Annotated in this window: 18 protein-coding genes; 10 read left to right on the top strand and 8 right to left on the bottom strand. The window is 69.1% G+C overall.

Translation table 11 applies throughout. From position 1 onward, the window contains the following. Positions 1-243 precede the first annotated feature (243 nt). From OG965_RS29930 to OG965_RS29920, 3 genes are all read right to left on the bottom strand, one after another. Entirely contained in the window at positions 244-1,299 is a 1,056-nt protein-coding gene (locus tag OG965_RS29930; protein WP_371655147.1) for a ParB N-terminal domain-containing protein, read from the bottom strand. A gap of 554 nt (positions 1,300-1,853) precedes the next feature. Then, on the bottom strand, positions 1,854-2,222 hold the full coding sequence (locus OG965_RS29925; protein ID WP_371655146.1) for an antibiotic biosynthesis monooxygenase: 369 nt from the start codon (positions 2,220-2,222) through the stop codon (positions 1,854-1,856). A gap of 40 nt (positions 2,223-2,262) precedes the next feature. Then, positions 2,263-3,768 (bottom strand): FAD-dependent monooxygenase, encoded by a 1,506-nt coding sequence (locus OG965_RS29920; protein WP_371655145.1) that lies wholly within the window; start codon positions 3,766-3,768, stop codon positions 2,263-2,265. 502 nt (positions 3,769-4,270) lie between these two features. Here OG965_RS29920 and OG965_RS29915 point away from each other — a divergent pair. From OG965_RS29915 to OG965_RS29905, 3 genes are all read left to right on the top strand, one after another. Then, positions 4,271-4,726, top strand: coding sequence for a VOC family protein (locus OG965_RS29915; protein WP_371655144.1), 456 nt, complete (start codon positions 4,271-4,273; stop codon positions 4,724-4,726). 282 nt (positions 4,727-5,008) lie between these two features. Continuing rightward, positions 5,009-5,836: an SDR family oxidoreductase gene (locus tag OG965_RS29910; protein WP_371655143.1), complete on the top strand. Its 828-nt coding sequence runs from the start codon at positions 5,009-5,011 to the stop codon at positions 5,834-5,836. Positions 5,837-5,842: 6 nt separating this feature from the next. Next, a complete protein-coding gene (locus OG965_RS29905) occupies positions 5,843-6,607 on the top strand; it encodes a gamma-glutamyl-gamma-aminobutyrate hydrolase family protein (protein WP_371655142.1) in 765 nt (254 codons plus the stop codon). A 163-nt stretch (positions 6,608-6,770) separates the two neighbouring features. On the opposite strand, the gene OG965_RS29900 is transcribed toward OG965_RS29905, so the two are convergent. The 3 genes from OG965_RS29900 to OG965_RS29890 all read right to left on the bottom strand — a co-directional run bounded on the left by OG965_RS29900 (position 6,771) and on the right by OG965_RS29890 (position 10,973). Beyond that, positions 6,771-7,643, bottom strand: coding sequence for a sigma-70 family RNA polymerase sigma factor (locus tag OG965_RS29900; protein WP_371655141.1), 873 nt, complete (start codon positions 7,641-7,643; stop codon positions 6,771-6,773). Positions 7,644-7,843: 200 nt separating this feature from the next. Further along, positions 7,844-8,608, bottom strand: coding sequence for an SDR family oxidoreductase (locus OG965_RS29895; RefSeq protein ID WP_371655140.1), 765 nt, complete (start codon positions 8,606-8,608; stop codon positions 7,844-7,846). 175 nt (positions 8,609-8,783) lie between these two features. Then, positions 8,784-10,973 carry an MMPL family transporter gene (locus OG965_RS29890; protein ID WP_371655139.1) on the bottom strand — a complete coding sequence of 730 codons (2,190 nt, stop codon included), beginning with the start codon at positions 10,971-10,973 and terminating at the stop codon, positions 8,784-8,786. Between the two features lie 238 nt (positions 10,974-11,211). On the opposite strand from OG965_RS29890, the gene OG965_RS29885 reads away from it, so the two are divergent. The 7 genes from OG965_RS29885 to OG965_RS29855 all read left to right on the top strand — a co-directional run bounded on the left by OG965_RS29885 (position 11,212) and on the right by OG965_RS29855 (position 19,817). Next, a complete protein-coding gene (locus OG965_RS29885) occupies positions 11,212-12,147 on the top strand; it encodes a sigma-70 family RNA polymerase sigma factor (RefSeq protein ID WP_371655138.1) in 936 nt (311 codons plus the stop codon). Positions 12,148-12,904: 757 nt separating this feature from the next. Beyond that, positions 12,905-13,255, top strand: a complete 351-nt coding sequence (locus OG965_RS29880) for a 4Fe-4S dicluster-binding protein (RefSeq protein WP_371655137.1) — start codon at positions 12,905-12,907, stop codon at positions 13,253-13,255. Then, on the top strand, positions 13,252-15,171 hold the full coding sequence (locus OG965_RS29875) for a hypothetical protein (protein WP_371655136.1): 1,920 nt from the start codon (positions 13,252-13,254) through the stop codon (positions 15,169-15,171). Before OG965_RS29880 ends, OG965_RS29875 begins: the two co-directional genes overlap by 4 nt. A 33-nt stretch (positions 15,172-15,204) precedes the next feature. Beyond that, a complete protein-coding gene (locus tag OG965_RS29870) occupies positions 15,205-16,584 on the top strand; it encodes an amidase (RefSeq protein WP_371655135.1) in 1,380 nt (459 codons plus the stop codon). Between the two features lie 3 nt (positions 16,585-16,587). Continuing rightward, on the top strand, positions 16,588-18,093 hold the full coding sequence (locus tag OG965_RS29865; protein ID WP_371655134.1) for a glutamine synthetase family protein: 1,506 nt from the start codon (positions 16,588-16,590) through the stop codon (positions 18,091-18,093). 52 nt (positions 18,094-18,145) lie between these two features. Then, entirely contained in the window at positions 18,146-19,432 is a 1,287-nt protein-coding gene (purB, locus tag OG965_RS29860) for an adenylosuccinate lyase (protein ID WP_371655133.1), read from the top strand. Next, entirely contained in the window at positions 19,416-19,817 is a 402-nt protein-coding gene (locus OG965_RS29855; protein ID WP_371655132.1) for a GNAT family N-acetyltransferase, read from the top strand. The genes purB and OG965_RS29855 overlap by 17 nt, the downstream gene beginning before the upstream one ends. A gap of 315 nt (positions 19,818-20,132) precedes the next feature. Here OG965_RS29855 and OG965_RS29850 read toward each other — a convergent pair whose 3' ends face one another. Both OG965_RS29850 and OG965_RS29845 read right to left on the bottom strand, forming a co-directional pair. Then, a complete protein-coding gene (locus tag OG965_RS29850) occupies positions 20,133-20,933 on the bottom strand; it encodes a response regulator transcription factor (protein ID WP_371655131.1) in 801 nt (266 codons plus the stop codon). A 706-nt stretch (positions 20,934-21,639) separates the two neighbouring features. Beyond that, positions 21,640-21,936, bottom strand: a complete 297-nt coding sequence (locus OG965_RS29845; RefSeq protein ID WP_371655130.1) for an acyl-CoA carboxylase epsilon subunit — start codon at positions 21,934-21,936, stop codon at positions 21,640-21,642. Positions 21,937-21,938 lie beyond the last annotated feature (2 nt).

The following is a 21,938-nucleotide window of genomic DNA, read 5'->3' as shown; positions in this document are numbered from 1 at the left end:
GTTACGTCAGCGCGTTGAGCCTTTCCAACCTGACGGTAGTGGCGGCTGGTTCGGCAGCTGTTCGAACGTATCGATGATCCGCCCGTCGGCGGACGGATGCGGGTGTGCCGCAGTTGCACGGGCGAACGGGCGGAGTGCTGGCGCGGGCATGGGGCCCGCGACCAGCACTCCTTCCGCGTCGCTCTTCACTTGTGCGCGGTGTTCAGCGCTCACCGGCGCTGTCACGGCCGGCGCCCGGCCGGCTCACTCGGCCCGCTGTTGGAGCTGCTCGGCAAGGGTCTGCCAGGCGGCCGCGCAGCTGCGCGCGAGGTCGGCCACCTCGGGCGCCCAGTGACCGGGCAGACCGCGGCCCAGGTTCTCCATGCCCTCGCCGTCCACCGTGTAGTGGTGGAGCCAGCGCAGGGTGCGCCGGCCGGCCTCGTTGAGCCGCAGCGAGGGGTCCTCGCTCAGCTTGGCGAGCAGCTTCTGCCGATCGACGGAAATGTCCCGCCGCTCGCTGCGGGCGCTCACCGCACGCTGTGTCTGGCGGGGCACCACGGGCGCGCCCGGCGCCGGGCTCTGGCCCGCGGCCGCGCGGTAGCGGCCCGGCACGGGGTCCTCGCCCCGGTCGATGCGCTGGCGCACGTCCCGCACGGTGGCCGGGGAGAGGCCGGTCGCCCTGGCCACCTCGCGCAGACCCGCGTTGGGCCGCTCGTGGATCATCGCGGCGGCCTGCTGGCGGCGGTATCCGCTGTCCAGCGGGCGCAGGCGGCCGTCGCGGCCGAGGCGCGCGTTCGACTGCGGAGCGTCCGCCGAGGAGCGGGACCGGATCCTGGAAATGGTCTTGTCGGAGAGGCCGACGGCGGCGGCGACGGCGCGGTCGGACCACTGCGGATGGGTCATGATGATGCGCGCGGCGGCCACCGAGCGGTCGGACCGCGACAGCGGCAGGCCGTGGGTGACGTTGGCCTTGACCGCCAGGACGTATGCGGCGCCCTCGTCGCAGTCCACCATCCGGGCCTGGATGGTCGTACGGCCGTTGAGGAGCGCGGCGCGCACCCGGTGGGTACCGTCGATGACGCGCATCGACGAGCGGTGGACGGTGATCGGCGGCAGCGAGTCCCCTGCCTCGGCGAGTACGCGTACGTGATCCTCGTCCGCGCCGCCGAGACGGGGCGAGTCCTCGAAGACGAGGGAGTCGATGCGTACTTCACCGGCGGGATGCGACTCGATCCAGACCATGGAGGTCACGACCTCGTCGAGGTCCGCCGCATGGATCTTCAGTAACTGATCGTCAATTGATTGCTCGGCCAGACTCACTTTGCGCCCCCTCGCAATGAATCGGAACCGGAATCCACTTCCGGTGTGCGAAATGAAAGGCGACGGGCGAGGCCTTGTCAACCACCCTGGAGCCGGTTCGCGGGGCCCGGATTCCCATACAGGACAAGGCCGTTCACGCGCGCGCGAGCATCCCGCGGGGCGGCCCGAAGTGCCCTCGGAGCGGCGCGCATCGCACTGCTGTACGAGGGCAAACGCCGAGCCGTCGAAAGCGGAAGTTCAGGTTCCGTCAAGTGCGGACAACCTTCTGTACCGTCGATGGTGAACAGGCGAGGGGATCGGCCCACGGAGTGGGGCCGGACGTTCGGGGAGCGTCAGAAGAGGGGCCGGAATCACACATTCCGCCCGGTTGATCGGCTTCGCACTCGTGATGCTCCCGGGGCCGTCACCCACCCCCGGGGTAACCGCCGGTCACAATTCGGGCGCGAGGCGCTGGGGCAACTCCACCCGACTGGCGTGAAGTTGGCCGGTTTATTGGCCGAGAACAGCCCCGGAACCCGTCACACCGGCGTGACGGGCCCCGGGCCTGCGAAGCGTCAGCCGACGCAGATGCCGTCGACCGCGACCTTCTCGTACAGATGGGGCGAGACGGTGCACCCCTCGGGGTAGCCCTCACCGCCCGGGTGGAAGTCGGGGTTGCTGTGCGCCGCCGCCAGATGGGCGGCGGACTGCCAGACCGCGACGTTCACCAGGATCCGGCTGCCGGCGATGCCCCGGTGCATCTGCGTGGAGATGAAGCCGGGCTGCCGCGTGAAGTATGCGGCGTCCTCGCGCCACAGCGCCAGGAACTCCTCGGCCCTGCCCTCCGGAACGGTGAACGTGTTGACGAGCACGACCGGGCCGGTCCGCTCCTGGAGTTGCCTTATATAAGGAGCGGTCTCGTCGGCCTCCACGAATTCGATCACGGAACCTCCTGCGGGTCGGCGGGATGAGCCGGAGTGCCGGTCAGCGGGGCGAGCCGAACCAGCGCACCAGCGCGTCGAGCAGCTCGCCGCCGTCCGGCGCGGCCCAGGCGACGTGTCCGTCGGGACGGAGGAGGACGGCGTCCGGCGTCGTCCCCTCGGCCGTGTCCGCCGGAACCCAGCCGTCCGGGACGATGTCCACCCGGTCCGACCAGCCCGCGTCGGTGACGATGTCGATCCGGTCGGACCAGCCGGCGGCCAGCCGGGCCGCCTCGGCGCTGCCGTCCGCGACGAGGAGCACCCCGCGCGCCGGGTGCAGCAGCTGGGACACCCGGGTGGTGGAGCCGTCCCCGAGCTTGACCTCGCGGTCGGGCATCCGCAGCCCGAGCAGCGGGTGGCCGGTGGCGCCGCCCATGTCGTACCGGATGCCGAGCCCGCTGACGTGCCCGGCGAGGCGCCGCGCCGCGTCGGGCGACTGCACCAGCTCGCGCATCACCTGGCGCATCGGCTCCATCTCGTCACCGGTGAGATAGAGGGACGCCTGGGCGAGGGTGTTGCGCAGTAACTTCTCGCCCACCGGGTGCCGTTCGGCCTGGTAGGTGTCGAGCAGGCCCTCGGGCGCCCAGCCGTTGACGGTGGCGGCCAGTTTCCAGCCGAGGTTCACCGCGTCCTGGACACCGACGCTCAGCCCCTGGGCGCCGGCCGGGATGTGGATGTGGGTGGAGTCGCCGGAGAGCAGGACCCGGCCGCGCCGGTACTCGGCGGCCTGGCGCGTGGCGTTGGTGAACGCGCTGACCCACCTCGTCTCGGCGCCGTGCAGCGACTGGCCGGTGAGCTCCTGCCAGGAGTCCGCGATCTCGCTGAACGTCAGCTTGGTGTTGTCGCGGGGAGTGAGCTTCGCCGGATGGATGATGATCCGGGTCACCCCCTCCTCCAGCCGGATCGCCATCACCATGCCGCCGTCGACCCGCTCGCCGATCACCCTCGGCTTGATGTCGGGGCGGTCGACGACGTCGGCCACGTACATGCCCCGGGTGGCCTCGCGTCCCGGGAACTCGATGCCGGCCAGCCTGCGGATCCGGGAGCGCCCGCCGTCACAGCCCACCAGGTACTGCGCGGTGCGCTCGGCACGGCCGTCCGGCCCGTCGACCACCACCGTGATGTCGTCGGCCCCTTCCCGGTAGTCGACCACCTCGTATCCGCGGCGTACGTCCACGCCGAGGTCGCGGACCCATGCCTCCAGGATCTCCTCGATGCGGTACTGGGGCACTCCCCGGATGCCGAAGTGGTTGTCCTCCAGGGCGGTGAAGTCGATGCGCACACCACCGAAGTGGCCCTCGTTGCCGATCTCGATGTCACCGAAGCGGGCCAGCAGTCCCCGCTGGTGGAACACCTCGGCGGCCCGCCGGGTGAAGCCGACTCCGCGCGACTCGCCGCTCGGGGTGGCTCTCTGCTCGTAGACAACGACGTCGACACCGTTCAGCCGGAGCTCGCCGGCCAGCATCAGTCCCACCGGTCCGGCACCGGCAATGATCACGCCAGTTCCCATTTTTCGCCCTCCTGGATGAGATATGCGAGATCGAATTCAGCACTTCGGGAATCAACTCGCAACGCCTCTCGATGCCGCTCAAGCGGCCTATCGAGATCGAAAACGGAGCGTTAAATGTGATCATGCTCAGCGGCTCAGGAAAAGCCTTTCGGGCCGCCGAAGAAGTCTGCAACTAGTCGATCAGGGGCGTCAAGGGGAATGGGTCCTGCTGTTTTTCATGATCTTTTCCAGAAGTCTCCACCTGGCCATTTAGGCAAGCATTACTTAAATACCCGCCACACCTTCCGGGTGATCCTTTTCCACCCGCCGGAAAGGATCATTAAAATGGAATAGGAATGGCCCATTCAGGAGACCGTAGTGCCTCGTTCCGGATAATCGGCGGCGAATCAAGATCCATTTCTCCGCTCGACATCGACTTTCCGCGGTTGCCCTCTTGACTCGGCGAATTGGATGTTGGAAGGGTGATCCACGCAGAACACCAGACTTAATAAGGAGAGCCACGATGTCCTCCGCAGTCACGCAGAAGCTCACCGTTTTTCTGGCGTTCCCGCGGGATGCCGAGGAGGCGGTGACGTTCTATACGTCGCTCTTCGACGACTCCGAGGTGATCAACACCATTCGGGCCCGCGCCGACGAGCCCGGCTGGGTGGAGGGGACCCTGCAGCACGCGGTCTTCACCATCGCCGGCCAGCAGTTCATGTGCATCAACATTCCGCCGGACGGCGCCCGGGGCTCCGACCACGCCCCCTGGGACAGCTACGCGTTCTCTCCCGCGATGGCGGTGTACATCCAGTGCGACTCGGACGAGGAGTTCGACCGGGTCTTCGAGGGCCTCTCCGAGAAGGGTGAGGTGATCATGCCGATCGGCACCTACGGGTTCAGCGCCAAGTTCGCCTGGGTCAACGACCGCTTCGGCGTCTCCTGGCGGATCAACCTCTCCGAGAGCAAGGTCAAGTAACCGCACTCCCTCCCGCTCCACCGTCGGCCATGAGGCACTGCTGCCTCATGGCCGACGCTTCCCTGCGGAACCTTTCTTCCATAATCCCATTACTTACCGGTCAGTCACTTATTCTCGGATTCTCGGCGCCCACTGCTCGGCTGCCCGCTGCCGGCCCTTGTCCACCGCGCGCTTTCCTCCTGCCGGGTTTCACCCTGCCCGGATTTCCCGTGCACGTTTCGAGTTGCCTTCGCAAAATGCAAGACATCCGTCGGACGTCCCCCCTTGACCACGGGAGAACACATGATCTTGGTAACCGGCGCGACCGGGAACGTCGGCAGAAACATCGTCGACGAGCTGCTGAAATCGGGGGACCAGGTGCGGGCCATCGCACGCGACCCCGCCAAGTGCGCCCTGCCCGGCGAAGTGGAGGTCGTGGCGGCCGACCTGAGCCGCCCCGAGACCCTGGCCCCGGCCCTGCGCGGCGTCGAACGCCTCTACCTCTGGCCGGTGTTCGGCGAGCTCCAGGGAGCCGTCGACGCCATCGCGCGGGCCGGGGTGCAACATGTGGTCATGCTGTCTTCCGAGGCGGTCACCTATGCTGCCGAAGAGCCGCACATCGCGTGCGAGAAGGCAGTCGTCGAGTCGGGAATGTCGTGGACGTTCCTGCGGCCCAGCGCGTTCATGTCCAACGATCTCCTCTGGATACCCCAGATCGCCAAAGACGGAGTGGTGCACGGTGTGTACGGAAGTTCCGCGATGGCGCCGATCCATGAGCGCGACATCGCGTCGGTCGCGGTGAAGTCCCTGCTCGCGGCGGAATCCGGAATCATCCATTCGATCACCGGGCCGCAGTCGCTCAGCCCGGCGGACCGGGTGCGCATGATCGGTGCCGCGCTCGGCATCCCCACCCGCTTCCAGGAAGTGCCGCGCGAACGCGTCCGCGCGGCGATGGTCAAGTACCTCTCCGGGTACGTGGCCGATCAGATCCTCGACCGCCGCCGGCAGACGCAGGGCGAGGTCGCGGAAGTGCTTCCCACCGTCGACGTCGTCACCGGCCGGCCGGCCTACACGTACGCCGAGTGGATCACCCACCACGAGGCGGAGCTCCGCCCCGTACCCCAGCTCTGACACTTTGTGAGGTGCACTGTGCATTCCGCCGTCAATGAGACCTTGAACTCGCTGGACCGCACACGTCGGCCCGTCATCGGCATCACGGCCGTCGTGACCCAGATCAAATTCGCGATCTTCGAGATGGACGCGACGTTCGTACCCCAGACGTTCGTCCAGAAGGTCGCCGACGCCGGCTGCATACCGGTTCTGCTGGCTCCCCAGCCCGGGATCGAGCAGACCGTCGACGGGCTCGACGGTCTGCTCATGCTCGCCGGCCCGGATGCGGACCCGGCGCTCTACGGCCAGGAGAAGCACGAGAAGACCGGTTGGAACGACAAGGTCCGCGACCGGCACGAACTGGCCCTGCTCGAAGCCGCGTTGGCATCCGACCTGCCCACTCTCGGCATCTGCCGGGGCGAGCAGCTGATGAACATCCTGCGCGGCGGCACGCTCCAGCAGCACCTGCCGGACATCGTCGGCCACGACAACCACTCCCCCGGCGGGAAGGAGTACGGGCAGCAGAAGGTGCGGCTCGAACCCGGCAGCCACCTCGCCAAGTTCCTCGCCAAGGACGTCGTGCCCTGCCACCACCACCAGGTCATCGACGAGGTCGGCGAGGGCCTGACGGTGACCGCGTGGTCCGAGGACGGAACGGTGGAGGCCATCGAGGTCAACGACCACCCGTTCGCGGTCGGTGTGCAGTGGCACGCCGAGGAGTCCGACGACAACAGCCCGTTCACGGCGCTCGCGGAGGCGGCGCGCCAGCGGATGTCGGTACGGCGCGGCTAGTTCGTACCGGATCGCGATCCGCACCGCCTCGCGATCCGCTCAAGGAACGACAGAGGCGCAGCACGGCCCGATGGCCGCGCTGCGCCTCCTGGTGTTGCATGGAACGTGCCACTCGAAACAGGGAACGCTCCCGGTTTCATGGCTCCGTCCGGATGATGGCCGGTTACTCCGCCAGGACCTTCACGTCCATCTCGTCCAGCTGCTCAGGGTCGGCGAGCATGTCGATCGCGGCGATCCGCCCGTCCACGACGATGAAGTCGAAGACCACCTTCACGCTGCCGTTCGGCGCCCAGACCATGCCCGGGGCCCCGTCCACCAGCGCGAGTTGGGCAACCTGGGCCCGGCCCGAGAACGTCTTGGCGACCGCCTGGGCACCCAGGGCGCCGCTCGCGCCCATCGCCAGGGCGGCACCGTCGACGCGGACCACGACCTCCGGGTCGAGCAGGGCGAGCAGTTCGTCGAACCGGCCGCCGCGCGAGGCGGCGAGGAAGGCGTCGACGATCTGCCGCTGGCGCCCCCGGTCGGCGGTGGGCGCGGCCTCGGCGCCCTGGACCCGGCGGCGCGCCCGGCTGGCGAGCTGCCGGGTGGCGATGGTGGAGCGCCCCACGACCGGGGCGATGTCGTCGAAGGGGACGGCGAACATGTCGTGCAGCACGAAGGCGAGCCGCTCCGCCGGGGAGAGTGTGTCGAGCACCACGAGGAGCGCGGGGCCGACCGAGTCGACGAGTACCGCCTCCTGTTCGGGGTCGGCGCTCTCGTGCGCACCGTGCAGGGCGGGCGGTGGCCGCTCGCCCAGCAGGTCCTCGCACCGCGACTCGCGCGAGCGCAGCATGTCCAGGCAGACGCGCGCGACGACCGTGGTCAGCCAGCCGCCCAGGTTCTCCACCGCGTTCACGTCCGAGCGGCTGAGCCGGAACCAGGACTCCTGCACGGCGTCCTCGGCCTCGCTCAGCGAGCCCAGCATCCGGTAGGCGACGGCCCGCAGATGGGGGCGGTACGCCTCGAAGCGCTCCGCCAGCCGTTCGGTCTCGTCCATCGGTCACATTCCTCCGCCGGGCCCGTCGTCACGTACTGCGAAACCCAGCCTATGGGACAAGTCACATCAAGTTCAGATCTTGGATGTTCGGTATCCAGTTCGGTCATTTCATATGAAATTGTCTTCCCGTTCCCTGCCCCGGACGCCGCCCGGCGTCCGGGGCGGGGCCCCCTCGCCAGGTGGTCCGCCGCCGCCCGCCGTCAGCCGAGTTTCGTGGCGAGGAACTCCTCCCAGGTCACCCGGGCCGTGTCGTACCCGTCCTTCGGGCCCTTCGGCAGCAGCCCGCCGGAGCGGATCTTCCCGATGCCGGGCATCCACAGCGGCACCACCGGGGCGCCCTTGTGGACTGCCTTCAGATACGCACGGATCATCGCGACCGCGTCGGTGGCCTGCGGCCCCACCAGGTCGGGCACCCGCCCGGCCGGCTTGTCCAGGGCCAGCTCGGCGAGCCGGACCGCCACCTCCTCGGGGTCGATCGGCTGCACCCTAAAGCCCGAGGGCACCGGGACCAGCGGCAGCTTCTTCGCCTTCTGGGCCCCGTTGAGGATGAAGTCGTAGAACTGCGTGACCCGCAGCAGCGTCCACGGCAGCCCGGACTCGGTGACCACCCGCTCCGACTCCAGCTTGGACTTGAAGTATCCGAAGGAGACGTCCTCGACGCCGACGATGGAGATGTAGACCAGGTGCGCGACCCCCGCCTTCTCGGCCGCGCGGACCAGGTTGCGGGTGGCGTCGGCGTCGCCCTTCTTGTCGCTGGCGCAGTGCACGAGCGCCCGGACGCCGTCGACCGCGGGGCCGATGCCCTGGTCCTTGGCCAGGTCGCCGGTCACGTACGCGATGCCGTTCTCGGCCGGGCGGCTCTTCCTGCTGAGCACCCGGACGTCGGAACCGGCGTCCCGCAGCCGTGAGACGACCAGTCGTCCCAGCGTGCCCGTGCCGCCGGTCACCAGGATGGGCGACGTCATGGCTCCTCCTTGGTTGAAGTGTCGCCACACTGACGATCCGGCCCGCGAAAGTGTGACGCTGGGGTTCCGGACCGGCCCCGGACACGCGCACGGGCGCACCGCTCCCCCGAGGAAGCGATGCGCCCGCGATCGAGGACCGCACGTACGAGCCGGTGCGTGCGCCGTACGTACGGGGTCAGCCCAGACGCGCCGATTCGGCGTGCGGCCTGACCGGGAGGTCCGCCTCGTCGCGCTCGGGATGGCCCGGGCGCCAGAACTTCGGGCCGAGCTCAAGCGCGAGCGCCGGGATCAGCAGGCTGCGGACGATGAACGTGTCCAGCAGGATGCCGACCGCGACGAGCAGGCCCTGCTGGAGCGAGGCCACCGTCGGGATCGCGGCGAGGACGCTGAAGGTGGCGGCGAGGACGAGGCCCGCCGAGGTGATCACACCGCCGGTGACGGTGAGGCTGGTGAGGATGCCGTCGCGGTGGCCGCGTTTGCCGACCTCCTCGCGGGCCCGGGTCATCAGGAAGATGGTGTAGTCGACACCGAGGGCGACCAGGAACAGGAAGCCGAACAGCAGCAGCCCCCGGTCGATCCGCGGATACCCGATGGCGTGGAACAGCAGCGCCGCGGTTCCCACCGCCGCGGTGTACGAGAGCACCACGGACAGCAGCAGCATCAGCGGCGCCACCAGTGCCCGCAGCAGGATGATCAGCATGATCAGGACCACCGCGAGGATGAGCGGGATCAGTACCTTCTCCTCCTTGCCCTGGGCGTCGGAGGTGTCCAGCGCGATCGCGGTCTGGCCGCCGACCACCGCGTCCCTGGCCTCGCCGGAGCTGCCGTCGAGGGCGGTGCGCATACGGTCGACGGTCTTCCGGGCCGCCTGGGTGTCCGGCGCGTTCTTCAGGACGGACTCGATGTGCGTCCAGCCGTTCTTGGACGCCACGGAGGTCGCGCTGGTGACGCCGGGCACGCCCTGGACCGTGGAGAGCGCGGCGGCCGCGCCCGCGTCCTTGACATACACGTCGGCGGGCGCCGACGAGCCGGCCGGGAAGTGCTCGGACAGCAGCTCCTGGCCCGCCACCGAGTCGACCTTCTTGGTGAACTGCTCGGCCTGGGTCTGCCCGGTGGACAGCGACATCGCGCCGAACGCCAGCGCCCCGAGGACGACCACCGTGCCGATCCAGATCGGGCGCGGCCTGCGGCCCACGAAGCCGGAGATTTTCCCCCAGAAGCCGTGCTCCTTCTCGACGGCCGCGTCCACGTACTCCGCCGAGTAGCGCGGGGTGAACGGCCAGAACACCCAGCGGCCCAGGATCACCAGGAACGCGGGCAGCAGCGTGGTCATCGCGAAGTAGACGATGACGACGCCGAGGGCGACGACCGGGCCGAGGCCCCGGGTGGAGTTCATCGAGCCGAACACCAGGCAGAGCGTGGCGATGCCCACGGTCGCCGCGGACGCCGTGATCGCGGGCAGGCAGCGTTGCAGCGCGTACACCATCGCCTCGTGCCGGTCCTCGTGGCGGTGCAGTTCCTCGCGATATCGGGCGATCAGCAGCAACGCGTAGTCGGTGCCGACGCCCAGAACAAGGACGATCAGCACATACGCGCTCTGCCCGTTGACCGTCAGCCCCGCGTGCTTGGCGAGGAGATAGACGACGGCGCTGGCGACCTGGCTGGCCAGGCCCACCGAGAGCAGCGGGATCAGCCAGAGGATGGGGCTGCGGTAGGTGAACAGCAGGAAGATCGCGACGAGTCCGAGCGTGGCGCCCATCAGCGCGCCGTCCATGCCGGAGTAGACATCGATGAAGTCGGAGATGCTGCCCGCCGGGCCCGTGATCCGGACGTCGAGGCCGTCCGGCGCGTTCTTCTCCGCCGCCTTGCGCAGGTCCTTCACACCGTCGCCGAGGACGCTGTTGTCGCTCTTGTCCGACTTGATGGGCACGCTGAGGAACGCGGCCTTCTTGTCGGAGGCGATGGTGACCTGGGGGACCTCCGCCGCCGCGAGCTTGTCCGTGACGAACTGGGCGCGGTCGCTGTTGACCTTGGCCAGGTCGGCGTCGGTGAGGCCGCTGTCGCGCGCGTAGACGACGACGGAGCCGAGCCGGCCCTTGTCCTGGAAGTAGTCCTCGGCGATCTTCACCGCCTGCGTCGCCTGCGCGTTCTTCGGCAACCAGGTCTGGGCCTCGTTGTTCTGGACGTCACCGAGCTTGGCCGCCAGGGATCCGCCCACGCCGATGAGCAGCACCCACAGCACGAGGACGGCCCACTTGGCGCGGCGGCCGGCGACGGCCCTCGCGTATTTGTGGGCGAACGACGTCGTGGATGGGGGCGGCGGCTCCTCGGTGGACTGCCTCGGTGATGGAGGATGCGTCGTCATGACTGCTCGCTAAGGGTCGGGAGCCCTGCGCAGCCGTACGGCGCTCAGGGCTCTGTCGAACTCGGTCTGTTCGAGGGGCCTCCCCTGTACGACCCGATCGCCTCGACTCGATCGGGGTACCTCTTCCTGTCACATGAGCTGGGTTTTGTTCGTCACTGGTATGACGGAACGTGGCCAGAGGGTGTGACCGTGACGCGTTCGTCACTCACTGACGGAGCGCGACGAAGGAATGTGACCGATGGACGACGGCGAATGGCTGGCGCGGCGTTTCGAGGAGAGCCGCCCGCATCTGCGGGCCGTGGCGTACCGGATGCTGGGGTCGCTGAACGAGGCCGACGAAGCCGTCGAGGAAGCGTGGTTACAGATCATCGACAGCGGCGACGACGCCACGGACGAGGGTGTCCGGGGCCTGCCCGCCTGGCTGATGACGGTGGTCGCGAACGTCTCCCTTGACCGGCTGCGCACGCGCAGAACGGTTTCCCCGCAGGCGCCCCTGCTGCCGCGGGTGCCGGCCGCGCGCCGGGCGCCGGACGACCTGGCGGCCCCGGTGCCCGACGCGCTTGCGGCGGACCTGGCCCGGATGGGCCCGGCCCACGAGGAGTTGCTGGCGGACTCGGTGGGCCTGGCGCTGCTCGTGGTCCTGGAGACGCTGGACCCGGCCGAGCGGATGGCGTTCGTCCTGCACGACCTCTTCGGTCTGCCGTACGAGGAGATCGCGCCGATCGTCGGCGTCGGCGGGCCGGACGCCGCGCGCGAACTCGCGGGCCGGGCGCGGGTCCGGGTGCAGAGCGTCGACCCGGTGCCGGACGACGGCCCGGACCGGCTGCGGCGGATAGTGGACTCCTTCCTCGCCGCCTCGCGCGGCGGCGACTTCGACACGCTGATCGCGATGCTCGACCCGGATGTGGTGCTGCACGCCGACCCGGAGGCGGTGGCGGTGGGCGCGCCGACGGAGGTGCGGGGCGCGACGTCGGTGGCGAAGACGTTCTCGGGGCGGGCCCGTTACGCCCAACTGGCTCTGGTGGACGGGTCCGTGGGCGCGGTGTGGGCGCCGCGCGGACGGCCGCGGGTCGTCTTCGGCTTCACGATCGTGGACGAGCGGATCACCGGCATCGACATGCGGGCCGCCCCCGACCGGCTCAGCCGGACCGATCTGACGATCCTGGGCGAATAGGAACAGTCAACTCCGCGTCCCTCGCCCCAGTCGGGGTGACGTCCGGCACAATCACGGCGCGCCACCGGGTAGTTCTCCCCGGTGGCGCGCCGTTCGCGTGCGGCCGGAGCGCCGCTCGCACCCTCGCCCGCACATTGCTCTCGTTGAACATATTGACGTTCCGAGAACGCCTTCACCCGCACGTTAATCGGATGCCCGATCACGGGATTCCCCTGCTTCACTCATAGGCCGGTGAGGCGGGAATGTGCACGGAAAAGATAACGGACAGCAATCCCGGAAAAAGGTAAGGTGACACCAGTAAGCAGCCGTGCGTGGAGTTGCCGCGCGGTGGTGGGTGCGCAAGGTGTTCGACTGCGAAAGTTCCGCGGTTGCACGGGCGCGCTTCGTGTATACCTTCGTACGGCGTGGCCCTCAGGGTCCCGGCCGACCGGCCGCAACCCGAGCCCGGATCGCGTACTTCTAGCAGGTCAGCGAGTTCCTCGCGGGATCCGTCGGGCCTGCGCAGCAACGCCTGCGGCGTGGTGACTTGAGCATATTGCATCCCCTTGCGGAACCGGGGATTATCAAGAGTCCGCGCGATTCAAGATTCCCTCCAGCAGGAATCCACCGCACGTTTTGATCCGCGCCTGCACACCGCTCGCCTGCCGTTCCCATGAAGCAGGCCTCCGTGTAATTCTGGCCGAAGTCGCCAAGGTGCGGCGCGCTATTGATGCTCTCTTACGTGGTCACGAGCGAAACAGGACAAGAGGGGGGCCACATGCCCACGAATACTTCGGACGACTCACTCGACGAGGTGGAAGGCTCGGTTTCCGGGCGCAACAAGGTGATCGCCGAGCGCACCCGCAGCGAGACGTGGAAGAAGCCGCCGCGCCGCATCGAGCGGGCCGAATGCATCACCTGCGACACCTGCCTGCGTGCCTGCCCGCCCGAGTTCAACGCCATTTTCGACAACGGGCTCGACGTCGTCATCATCCCGGAACTCTGCTCGGGCTGCCCCAAGTGCGTCCTGGAGTGCCCCGTCGACTGCATCTACGTGGACGAGGACTGGACCCCGACGTCCGATCAGATGTGGAACCACATCGGGCTTACCGCTGAGGGTGTGTCATGACGAGTTTCGCTGAGCGCAACGGCACTTCGCGCCGGGCCATCAACGCCAAGAAGCGGCAGAGCCGCCGGCCCAGCCGCCTGGGCGCGGTGGCCGGCGCCACGCCGAAGCCGGACCGCCTCAAGGACGAGGAGGCCGGTTTCCCCACCCTCCTCAAGCGCGCCTGGGACACCGCCGTCGAGGCCCCCGACCTGCGGGCCGCGGTGACCGCGCTGCTCACCCTGGACGGGCACGTACCCGGCGACGTCCAGCTGCGTGCGCTGCGCACCGCGGACGAGGCCGCGCTCAAGGTGCTCTGCGGCATCTCGTGGCGCGAGGAGAACCTGCCCGCCCCGGTGCGCGACACCTTGGAGCGCCCGGCGTTCCTGGGCGAGCTGGGTCTGACCACCACCGGCCGCATCGTCATCCGCGTCCCCTCCCAGGGCTCGCTCGCCGACGAGGAGAACCTGGTCGACGGCGTGATCGACGTGCCGTGGTCGGCGCAGGACCTGCTCGACTACGAGAGCGAGGTCAACCGCGCGGCCGCCCGCTACGCCGACCAGGTCGTCGACTGCCGCCAGTGGCTGGCGGCGCTCGGCACCCAGGCCCGCGACGAACTCCTGGAGACGGTGCGGGAGTCCGCGCTGCGGACCGCCCCCTTCGTCCTCCACCAGGAGGGGAAGCTCTACACCAACTTCCGCGAGGGCAACAACCTCATCGGCAAGACCCTGTGGGCGGGCCACCCGAGCGAGACGTTCAGCAGCCTGCTCGGCGTCGAGATGGAGCGCTGGTCCGACCACGACGCGATGCTGGTCGTCTGCCTCACCCTGCTCGTGCGGTCGGCGGGCGCCGGCCGGATCGAGGAGGCCAACGGCACCCAGCTCACCCTGGACCACCTCGCGTACATGCTGGAGCGCACGCGCCAGAACTACAACGCGGTGCCCGGCGGCGAGCCGGTCCCGGCCGCCCCCACGCACCGGGTCGAGGCGCTGAACACCATGGCCATGGCGCTGCGCGAGCGCCGCGTCGGACACGTCCTGCCCAACGCCCAGCTCTACCGCGAGATCCACGGCGCGCTGATGCACAAGATCGAGCGCCTGGCCGGGCCGTACGGCGAGGCGTCGAAGCAGCGCGAGGCGGACCTCACCGCGCGGCTGCGCGACCGGCTGCCGATCACCGGCGCCACCTTCGAGGAGCTGAGCGCGAGCCTCACCGCGTCTCCCGGCTGGCTCGCGCGCCCGCACGGCGAGTTCGACACCGGGCTCGAAGCCCTGGTGTACGAGACGGTGTCCGGTGCGACCGACGTCTTCGAGGCCGACTTCGCGATGAGCCGGGGCATGCGTTCCATACCCGAACTCATGCGCGCACTGCGGGAGCAGAGCTGGACCGAGATCACCAAGTGGGACATCACCGACTTCTTCTGCTGCGTGGTGCCCGCCCCCGCCGCCAAGCGCCACTACGAGGACTCGGTGCTGCAACTGGCCGACAACGCCTGGGCGATGTCGTCCCGCATGCAGTACAACTCCTGGCACTTCATCGCCGGAAACCTGCCCAAGGTGCCCGCCGTGGTGGAGCGGGACCACTTCATCCCGCCGACCATCCCCGATGTCGCCTTCTACTCCGACCAGCACCACCACGGCCATGTGGCGTCGAAGGTGCGCTTCAGCATCCGCAGCCCGCAGTCGGTCGAGGTGATGGGCCAGAAGTTCAACGGGTTCATGGACCTGCGCCTGCTGCGCTGCGACGGCAGGCCGTTCGGCGAGAGCGACCTGCTCGCCGCCCACCGGACCTCCGGGTTCATCGCCAGCGCCATGAGCGCCGCCGCCTCACTGGTGGCCGAGGGCGAGGACATCGAGGTCACCGCCTTCGACTCCGAGTGGCACCTCAAGTCGGTCCAGGCCGCCGCGGCGAACGCCAAGCAGCCGCACCAGGTGTCGTGACCGGCGTCCCACCTGTCCTTGCAAGGAGATCCGTTGACCTCCATCGGTGACATACGCGAGCTCCTCGCCCGGGGCGAGCTCACCGCGGCCGAGCACGTCCAGTCGGTCCTCACCGCGATCCAGAAGACCGACATCGAGCTCGGGGCGTTCGTCTCGGTCGCGGGCGACGAGGCCGTACGCGAGGCCGAGCTGGCCGACGCCCGGATCCGCGAGCTGGGCCGGGCGGCGTTCGAGCGGCAGCCGCTGCTCGGGATCACCGTCTCGGTGAAGGACCTCATCCAGACCGGGGACCTGCCCACCGCCCGCGGGTCCCTCCTGGAGAACCGGCGGGCCCGGGCGGACGCGCCCTCGGTCGCCCGGCTGCGAGCGGCCGGGGCCATCGTGGTCGGCAAGACCACGACGTCGGAGTACGGCTGGAGCGCCTCCACGGTGAGCCGGGTGGCCCCACCCACCCGCAACCCGTGGGACCCCGAGCTCTCCGCCGGCGGCTCCAGCGGCGGCGCCGCGGCAGCGGTGGCGGCGGGCCTCGGCTCGGGGGCGCTCGGCACCGACGGCGCGGGCTCGATCCGTATCCCCGCGGCGTTCTGCGGGGTCGTCGGCTACAAGCCGTCGTTCGCCAAGGTGCCCTATGTGCCCGCCTGCGCCGACCGGCTCTCCCACCAGGGGCCGATCGCGCGGACCGTGCCGGACGTCATCGAGCTCGCCTCGGTGATCACCGGCGGGCACCCGGGCGACCCCGACTCGCTGATCGGCGCGGTCGAAGTGCCGGGCGAGCGGCGCTCGTTGCGCATCGGCTGGATCGAGTTCCCGGGCACCTCGCCGGAGATCCGCCGGGTCAGCGAGCAGGCGCTGCCCGCGCTCAGCGCGCAGGGCCACCACGTCGAGCGGATCGAGGTGCCCTTCCGCGACCCGTATCCGGCCCTGGTCGACATCCTCGCCGCCAGCGACGCCGCCTCCACCTCGCCCGCCGACGAGGAGTGGTGCGACCCGGGCCGCCTCGCGATCGTCCGGCACGGGCGCACGCTCAGCGGTGCGACCGTGATGCGGGCCGAGGAGGTGCGGCTCACGCTGCGTACCAGACTGCACGAGATCTTCGACCGGTACGACCTGCTAGCCATGGCCACCGTGCCCATCGAGCCGTTCGACCCCCACGCGATCGGCCCGCAGTGGGCCAGCCGTCCGGAGGACCTGCTCTGGCTGGCGTGGACACCCGCCACGTATCCCTTCAATATGACTGGCCAGCCGGCCGTTTCCCTCCCGGCCGGGCTCACCCGCTCCGGCCTCCCGGTGGGGCTCCAACTCGTGGGCCCGTTCGGGGCGGACGATCTGGTCCTGTCAGCCGCACGCCGTCTTGAGGCGGACCTCGGGCCCCTGCCGGCCGCACCGGACCGAGTAACCGAAAGGATCCTGTAAACCATGTTCTCCCGGTCGTGGTCCCGCCCCTTCTCCGAGTCGGGCGGTGTCGGACGCCCCGCGTTCGTCACCGAGTTCGGCCTCTGGACCGATGAACAGGCCGCCGCCGCCGAGCAGATCGAGGCGTCGCTCGACGAGGTCGACCTCGTCCGCCTGGTCTTCGGCGACCCGCACGGTCTGGCCCGCTCCAAGACGCTCACCGTCGACGCCTTCCGCTCGGTCCTGCGCAACGGCATGGACTTCAGCTCGGGTCCCTTCATCTTCGACACCGGCCACGCGGCCGCGCTCGACTACCTCTCCGACCCGGGCGTCGGCGTCGACGAGATCGCCGGCGCGGGCAGCTTCGTCCTGGTGCCGGACCCGCTGACCTTCCAGATACTGCCGCACGAGGGGCCGCGCACCGCCTGGGTGCTCGGCGACGAGTACCTGCGCGACGGCTCCCCGCACCCGCTCTCCGCGCGCAATGTGCTGCGCCAGGTCATCGCCCGGTACGCGGCCCGCGACCTGACGCCGGTCCTCGGCCTTGAGGTCGAGTGGTACCTGACCAAGCGCCTGCCCGGTCCCCCCGGAAACGCGGGCAACGGCTTCGGCCTCCAGGGCGCCGCTCCCGAGGTCGAGGCGGTGAACTCGGGCTACCAGTTCAACCTGGACTCCAACTACGACTCGGTCGCCCACTTCACCAGCCCGCTCGCCCTCAAGCTGCTCGAACTCGGCCTGCCGCTGCGGTCGATCGAGCACGAGTCGGGCCCGGGCCAGATCGAGACGACCTTCAACCCGATGCACGCGCTGGACACCGCCGACGCGATGCTGCTGTTCCGCACCATGGTCAAGCAGACCGCGACGCGGCAGGGCTACCACGCCACCTTCATGTCGCTGCCGCGCGTCGACAGCTTCGACCCGAGCGGCTGGCACCTGCACCAGTCGGTGATGGACGCGAAGACCGGCCGCAACATCTTCGCGGCCGCCGAGGGCGGCATCTCGGACCAGGGCAAGGCGTACATCGACGGCCTGCTGGCCCGCGCCCGCGACCTGTGTCTGCTCTCCGTGCCCACGGTCAACGGCTACCGCCGCCTCAGCTCGGACTTCTCGCTCTCGCCGACCAGGATCGGCTGGAGCTACGAGGACCGCAGCGTGATGCTCCGCGTGGTCGGCGGCGGCTCCGCGACCCACGTCGAGAACCGGACCGGCGAGCCCACCGCCAACCCGTACCTCGCCATCGCGGCCCAGCTCTCCGCGGGCTTCGACGGGCTCACCGCCACCCCGGGCGCGGCCCCGCGCCCTGCCGGCGGCGAGGACGCGCACGAGACCCTGCCGCAGTCCCTCGGCGAGGCTCTGGAGGCCTTCCGGGCCGGTCAGGGCGCCGAGTTGCTCGGCAAGCCGCTGGCCGCCACGCTCGCCAAGCTCAAGGAGAGCGAGGTCTCCCGCTTCGAGGCCTGGCGCGCCCAGGAGCGGCCGGCCGAGGGCCAGGTCACCGAGTGGGAGCAGCGCGAATACTTCGAGGCCTACTGATGCCCCGTCCGAACCACCTGTCGACAAGCTCACCCTGGGGGTGCTGGCCCATATGATTCCCCGCTATACCCTGCCCGCGATGGCGGACATCTTCTCGGACCGGGCGCGCTACGCGACCTGGGTCCGGGTGGAGATCCTCGCCTCCGAGGCCCAGGTGCGCCTGGGCCGGGTGCCCGAGGACGCCGTCGAGGACATGCGGCGGGCCTCGGTCCCCACTCCCGAGCGGGTGCAGGAGATCGAGCGGGAGCGGGACCACGAAGTGCTCTCGTTCCTCGCCGCCTACTGCGAGGGCATCCCCGACGAGTCGGCCCGCTGGGTCCACCTCGGCATGACGAGTTACGACCTCGTCGACACCTCCCTCGGCTACAACCTGGCCCGCGCCACCGACCTGGTCCTCGCGGCCGGGGTGGAGCTGCGCAAGGTCCTGGTCGAGCGCGCCCTTGAGCACTGGGAGACCGTGATCGTCGGCCGCACCCACGGGGTGCACGCCGAGCCGACGTCGTTCGGCCACAAGCTGGCGCAGTTCGCCTTCTCCGTGGACCGCTCGCTCACCCGCCTCAAGGCGGCCCGCAAGGCCGTGGCGGTGGGCACCATCTCCGGCTCGGTCGGCACGTACGCGCTGATCGACCCCTCGGTGGAGGCGTACGTCTGCGAGGAGCTCGGGCTCGGTGTCGAGCCGGCGCCGAGCCAGGTCGTCGCCCGCGACCGGCACGCCCAGCTGCTCCAGGCGGTCGCCCTGCTCGGCGCGAGCATCGAGCAGATCGCCCTGGAGCTGCGGCTGTTGCAGCGCACCGAGGTCCGCGAGGTGGAGGAGCAGCGCACCTCCGCGTACCAGGGCTCCAGCGCCATGCCCCACAAGCGGAACCCGACCACGAGCGAGCGGCTGAACGGTCTGGCGCGGCTGCTGCGCGGTTACGCGGCCACCGCCCTGGAGAACGTGGCGCTGTGGCACGAGCGCGATCTGGCGCACCAGTCGGTGGAGCGGGTGATCCTGCCGGACGCTCTGGCGGTGGGCCACTTCCAGGCCACCATGGCGACCCAGCTCGTCCGTGACCTCAAGGTGTTCCCGGACCGGATGCGCGAGGGCATCGACCGTACCGACGGCCTCGTCTACAGCTCGGCGGTCCTCGCCGACCTGCTGGCGGACGGGGTGGAGCGGGAGAAGGCCTACCGCGGGGTCCAGGCCGCCGCGAACCGTACGATCGCCACCGGCGAGCACTTCGGGGACACGCTGCGCCAGGAGGGCATGGACATCGGCCAGCTGCGCCCTGAGCGTTTCCTCGTCAACCACGGCGTGATTCTCGATCGATTGGAGCAACTTCGTGACCTGGAAGATTGAGCGTGTGGAGGGTGCCGACCTGGACCTGGAGGAGGTCCTTGAGGTCTACCGCTCCTCCGGGCTCGGTGAGCGCCGTCCGATCGAGGACGTGACGCGGTTCGCCGCCATGGTGCGGAACGCCAATCTCGTGGTCGTGGCCCGTGCGGAGGGCAGGCTCATCGGCATCGCCCGCAGCATCTCCGACTTCAGCTACGCGACGTACCTCTCGGACATCGCGGTGAGCGGCGACTACCAGCGCTCGGGGATCGGCCGGGCGCTGATCGACGCCACGCAGAAGGAGGCCCCGCAGGCCAAGGTCATCCTGCTGTCTGCGCCGGCCGCGGTGGACTACTACCCGCACATCGGCTTCAACCAGCACAACTCCGCATGGGTCCTCAACCCGTAGGCAACCGGCGGCAGTACACCTGAAAGGCCCCCGCGGTCCGGCTCGTCCGGTCGCGGGGGCCTTTCAGGTGTAGAGGGGTGTTCCGGGATGTTCCGGGTGTGCAGATGCGGATGTTGCACGGAATTGATATTCCGGGGAATCACTGGTAAAGCGACGGGGCCTGCGGGGTAATGTCATTACCCCGCAGGCCCCGGCCGAAAACCCGTCTTACTCTTGGTAGCCATTACCAGGCTGCCGCACCAAAGAATTCTCTGGATTTATGACGGTTGTTCAACTTGTTTTTCTCTTGTTCCCGGCGGGCGGAAAGGCGAAGATTCACCCGTTGCCCAGCTTGAAGCCGACCCCTCGCACGGTAATGATCCATCCGCTGTCGCCGAGCTTGCCGCGAAGACTGCTGACATGGGTGTCGACAGTGCGGCGCGACCATGAGTCACCCCAGACCTGCTGCAGCAGGCGCTTACGCGGAATGACGGTGTCCGGATGGGACGCGAGCAGGCAGAGCAGATCGAATTCCTTGCGGGTCAGCCCCACCTCGCGGCCGTCCAGGCTCACCTCGCGGGAGCTCACGTCAATGCGCAACCGCCCGTGCAAGATCTCTCTGGCCACGGGCGGCTGGAACCTCGCTCGTCGCATGACGGCTTCGATCCGTGCCATTAATTCCCGGAAGCCGTACGGCTTGACCACATAGTCGTCCGCGCCGGCCTGGAGGCCGAGGACGCAGTCGAGCTCGGAGCCGCGGGCCGTGACGATGATGACCGGGATGCCGCTGACCGAGCGGATGGCCCGGCAGACCTCCAGGCCGTCCAGGTCCGGAAGTTCGAGGTCGAGCAGGACGAGGTCGACGTCCTCGTACGCCTGCAGGGCGGTGCTGCCGCTCTTCACGCCGATGGCTTCGTGGCCGTGCCTGCGCAGTCGGCACACCAGGGACTCCGCGCCGTCGACGTCACTGTCGACCACGAGGATCCGCCGGCCCCGGGAGAGGCCCGCCACCCTGCGTACCGCTTCCGACACGCCCTCTTCGATCAGGTGTGGTCCACCTGGACCACGCTGGACAGGTATATGAGGCTCCAGCACTGCCTCTGACGAACTCTGAGTCATGCCTCCCCCGCGAGTCATGTCCCTCCCCCATCTGAGTGAGTCCAATACGAGATCCGATCCGGATCCACCGACGAACCTACAGACCGCTGCTACGGAATTCAAAGAGGTTCGAGCAAATAACAAATAAACTGTGTCGGTTATTGAGCGAGATCGGACAGGGTGCCCTCTTCGTTTCCATACGTGATCACGGCCGGGAGCCCCCGTCAACCAGTGCCCGCCATGCGGAAGCGGAACACTGGTAGATCCGTTGATTCAACCAAGGGTAACTCGCCGCGACTCACATAATCCGGCCATCTTGGCGCGCCTCTGACGTTGACGATGCCATGACATGATGTTCGCCACATCGGCCTGGAGGTTTACGGAATTCAGGCAACTTTGCTGACAGCAAGTTAAATAACAGGTGTCCAAGTGGCGTCATGCTGGCCGATGGCTTGAATTCGCCGGTACTGCGCCTCAGTCGGGCGCGGCTCGCGCCCCCCAGCGCTCCCTGTGATCGGGCTGTAGCTTGCAGTACGGCAACACCTGCATGACGAAGACCCCCATTCACCGCACAGAATGGTCGTCCGGGAGAGTCTGTGTCAAGTAAAGTCCGGGGGCCCTGAACAGCGGCGCGCCCCGGGCGGGGCCGCCGGGTCGGGGCGGCCCGCTCGGGGCGCTGCGCACCGCTCCCCACAAGGGGAAAGGCGCTGGACGGCCGTGAATTGACGGACCATCAGGAATTTCGTCAGGCGAGCACCGGGCCGCCCGCCCGCCAGGTGCGCGGGCCGTCGAAGCCCGTCGCCCGGTCGGTGCGGCGCCAGCTCGCGGAGCGGCGCTGCCTGGGGATCATGACCCGGGCCGCCTCCTCCCGGGCCTCGATGGCCGAGAAGTGTGCGAAGAACAGCGCGGCCAGCGCCGCCAGTTCCTCCGGATCCGGATTACCGCGCTCCACTCTCAGCAGCTCACGGCAGTGCTCCAGGGTCATTTCGGCAGGCGCGGCAGGCTCGGCGGCGGGCTCGGTGATCTGGGTCATCTCGCTCATGT

The organism is Streptomyces sp. NBC_00224, from assembly GCF_041435195.1.
Classification (GTDB): domain Bacteria; phylum Actinomycetota; class Actinomycetes; order Streptomycetales; family Streptomycetaceae; genus Streptomyces.
The sequence above is the reverse complement of the archived record's forward strand: the minus strand, read 5'-3'. Positions and strand labels throughout refer to the sequence as shown.

Excerpts from the sequence above, each read along its gene's own strand:
- OG965_RS29900 (WP_371655141.1), bottom strand. The coding sequence starts at position 7,643 with ATGGACGAGACCGAACGGCTGGCGGAGCGCTTCGAGGCGTACCGCCCC.
- OG965_RS29910 (WP_371655143.1), top strand. The coding sequence starts at position 5,009 with ATGATCTTGGTAACCGGCGCGACCGGGAACGTCGGCAGAAACATCGTC.
- OG965_RS29875 (WP_371655136.1), top strand. The coding sequence starts at position 13,252 with ATGACGAGTTTCGCTGAGCGCAACGGCACTTCGCGCCGGGCCATCAAC.
- OG965_RS29865 (WP_371655134.1), top strand. The coding sequence starts at position 16,588 with ATGTTCTCCCGGTCGTGGTCCCGCCCCTTCTCCGAGTCGGGCGGTGTC.
- OG965_RS29890 (WP_371655139.1), bottom strand. The coding sequence starts at position 10,973 with ATGACGACGCATCCTCCATCACCGAGGCAGTCCACCGAGGAGCCGCCG.
- OG965_RS29915 (WP_371655144.1), top strand. The coding sequence starts at position 4,271 with ATGTCCTCCGCAGTCACGCAGAAGCTCACCGTTTTTCTGGCGTTCCCG.
- OG965_RS29885 (WP_371655138.1), top strand. The coding sequence starts at position 11,212 with ATGGACGACGGCGAATGGCTGGCGCGGCGTTTCGAGGAGAGCCGCCCG.
- OG965_RS29845 (WP_371655130.1), bottom strand. The coding sequence starts at position 21,936 with ATGAGCGAGATGACCCAGATCACCGAGCCCGCCGCCGAGCCTGCCGCG.
- OG965_RS29920 (WP_371655145.1), bottom strand. The coding sequence starts at position 3,768 with ATGGGAACTGGCGTGATCATTGCCGGTGCCGGACCGGTGGGACTGATG.
- purB (WP_371655133.1), top strand. The coding sequence starts at position 18,146 with ATGATTCCCCGCTATACCCTGCCCGCGATGGCGGACATCTTCTCGGAC.
- OG965_RS29895 (WP_371655140.1), bottom strand. The coding sequence starts at position 8,608 with ATGACGTCGCCCATCCTGGTGACCGGCGGCACGGGCACGCTGGGACGA.
- OG965_RS29880 (WP_371655137.1), top strand. The coding sequence starts at position 12,905 with ATGCCCACGAATACTTCGGACGACTCACTCGACGAGGTGGAAGGCTCG.
- OG965_RS29850 (WP_371655131.1), bottom strand. The coding sequence starts at position 20,933 with ATGACTCGCGGGGGAGGCATGACTCAGAGTTCGTCAGAGGCAGTGCTG.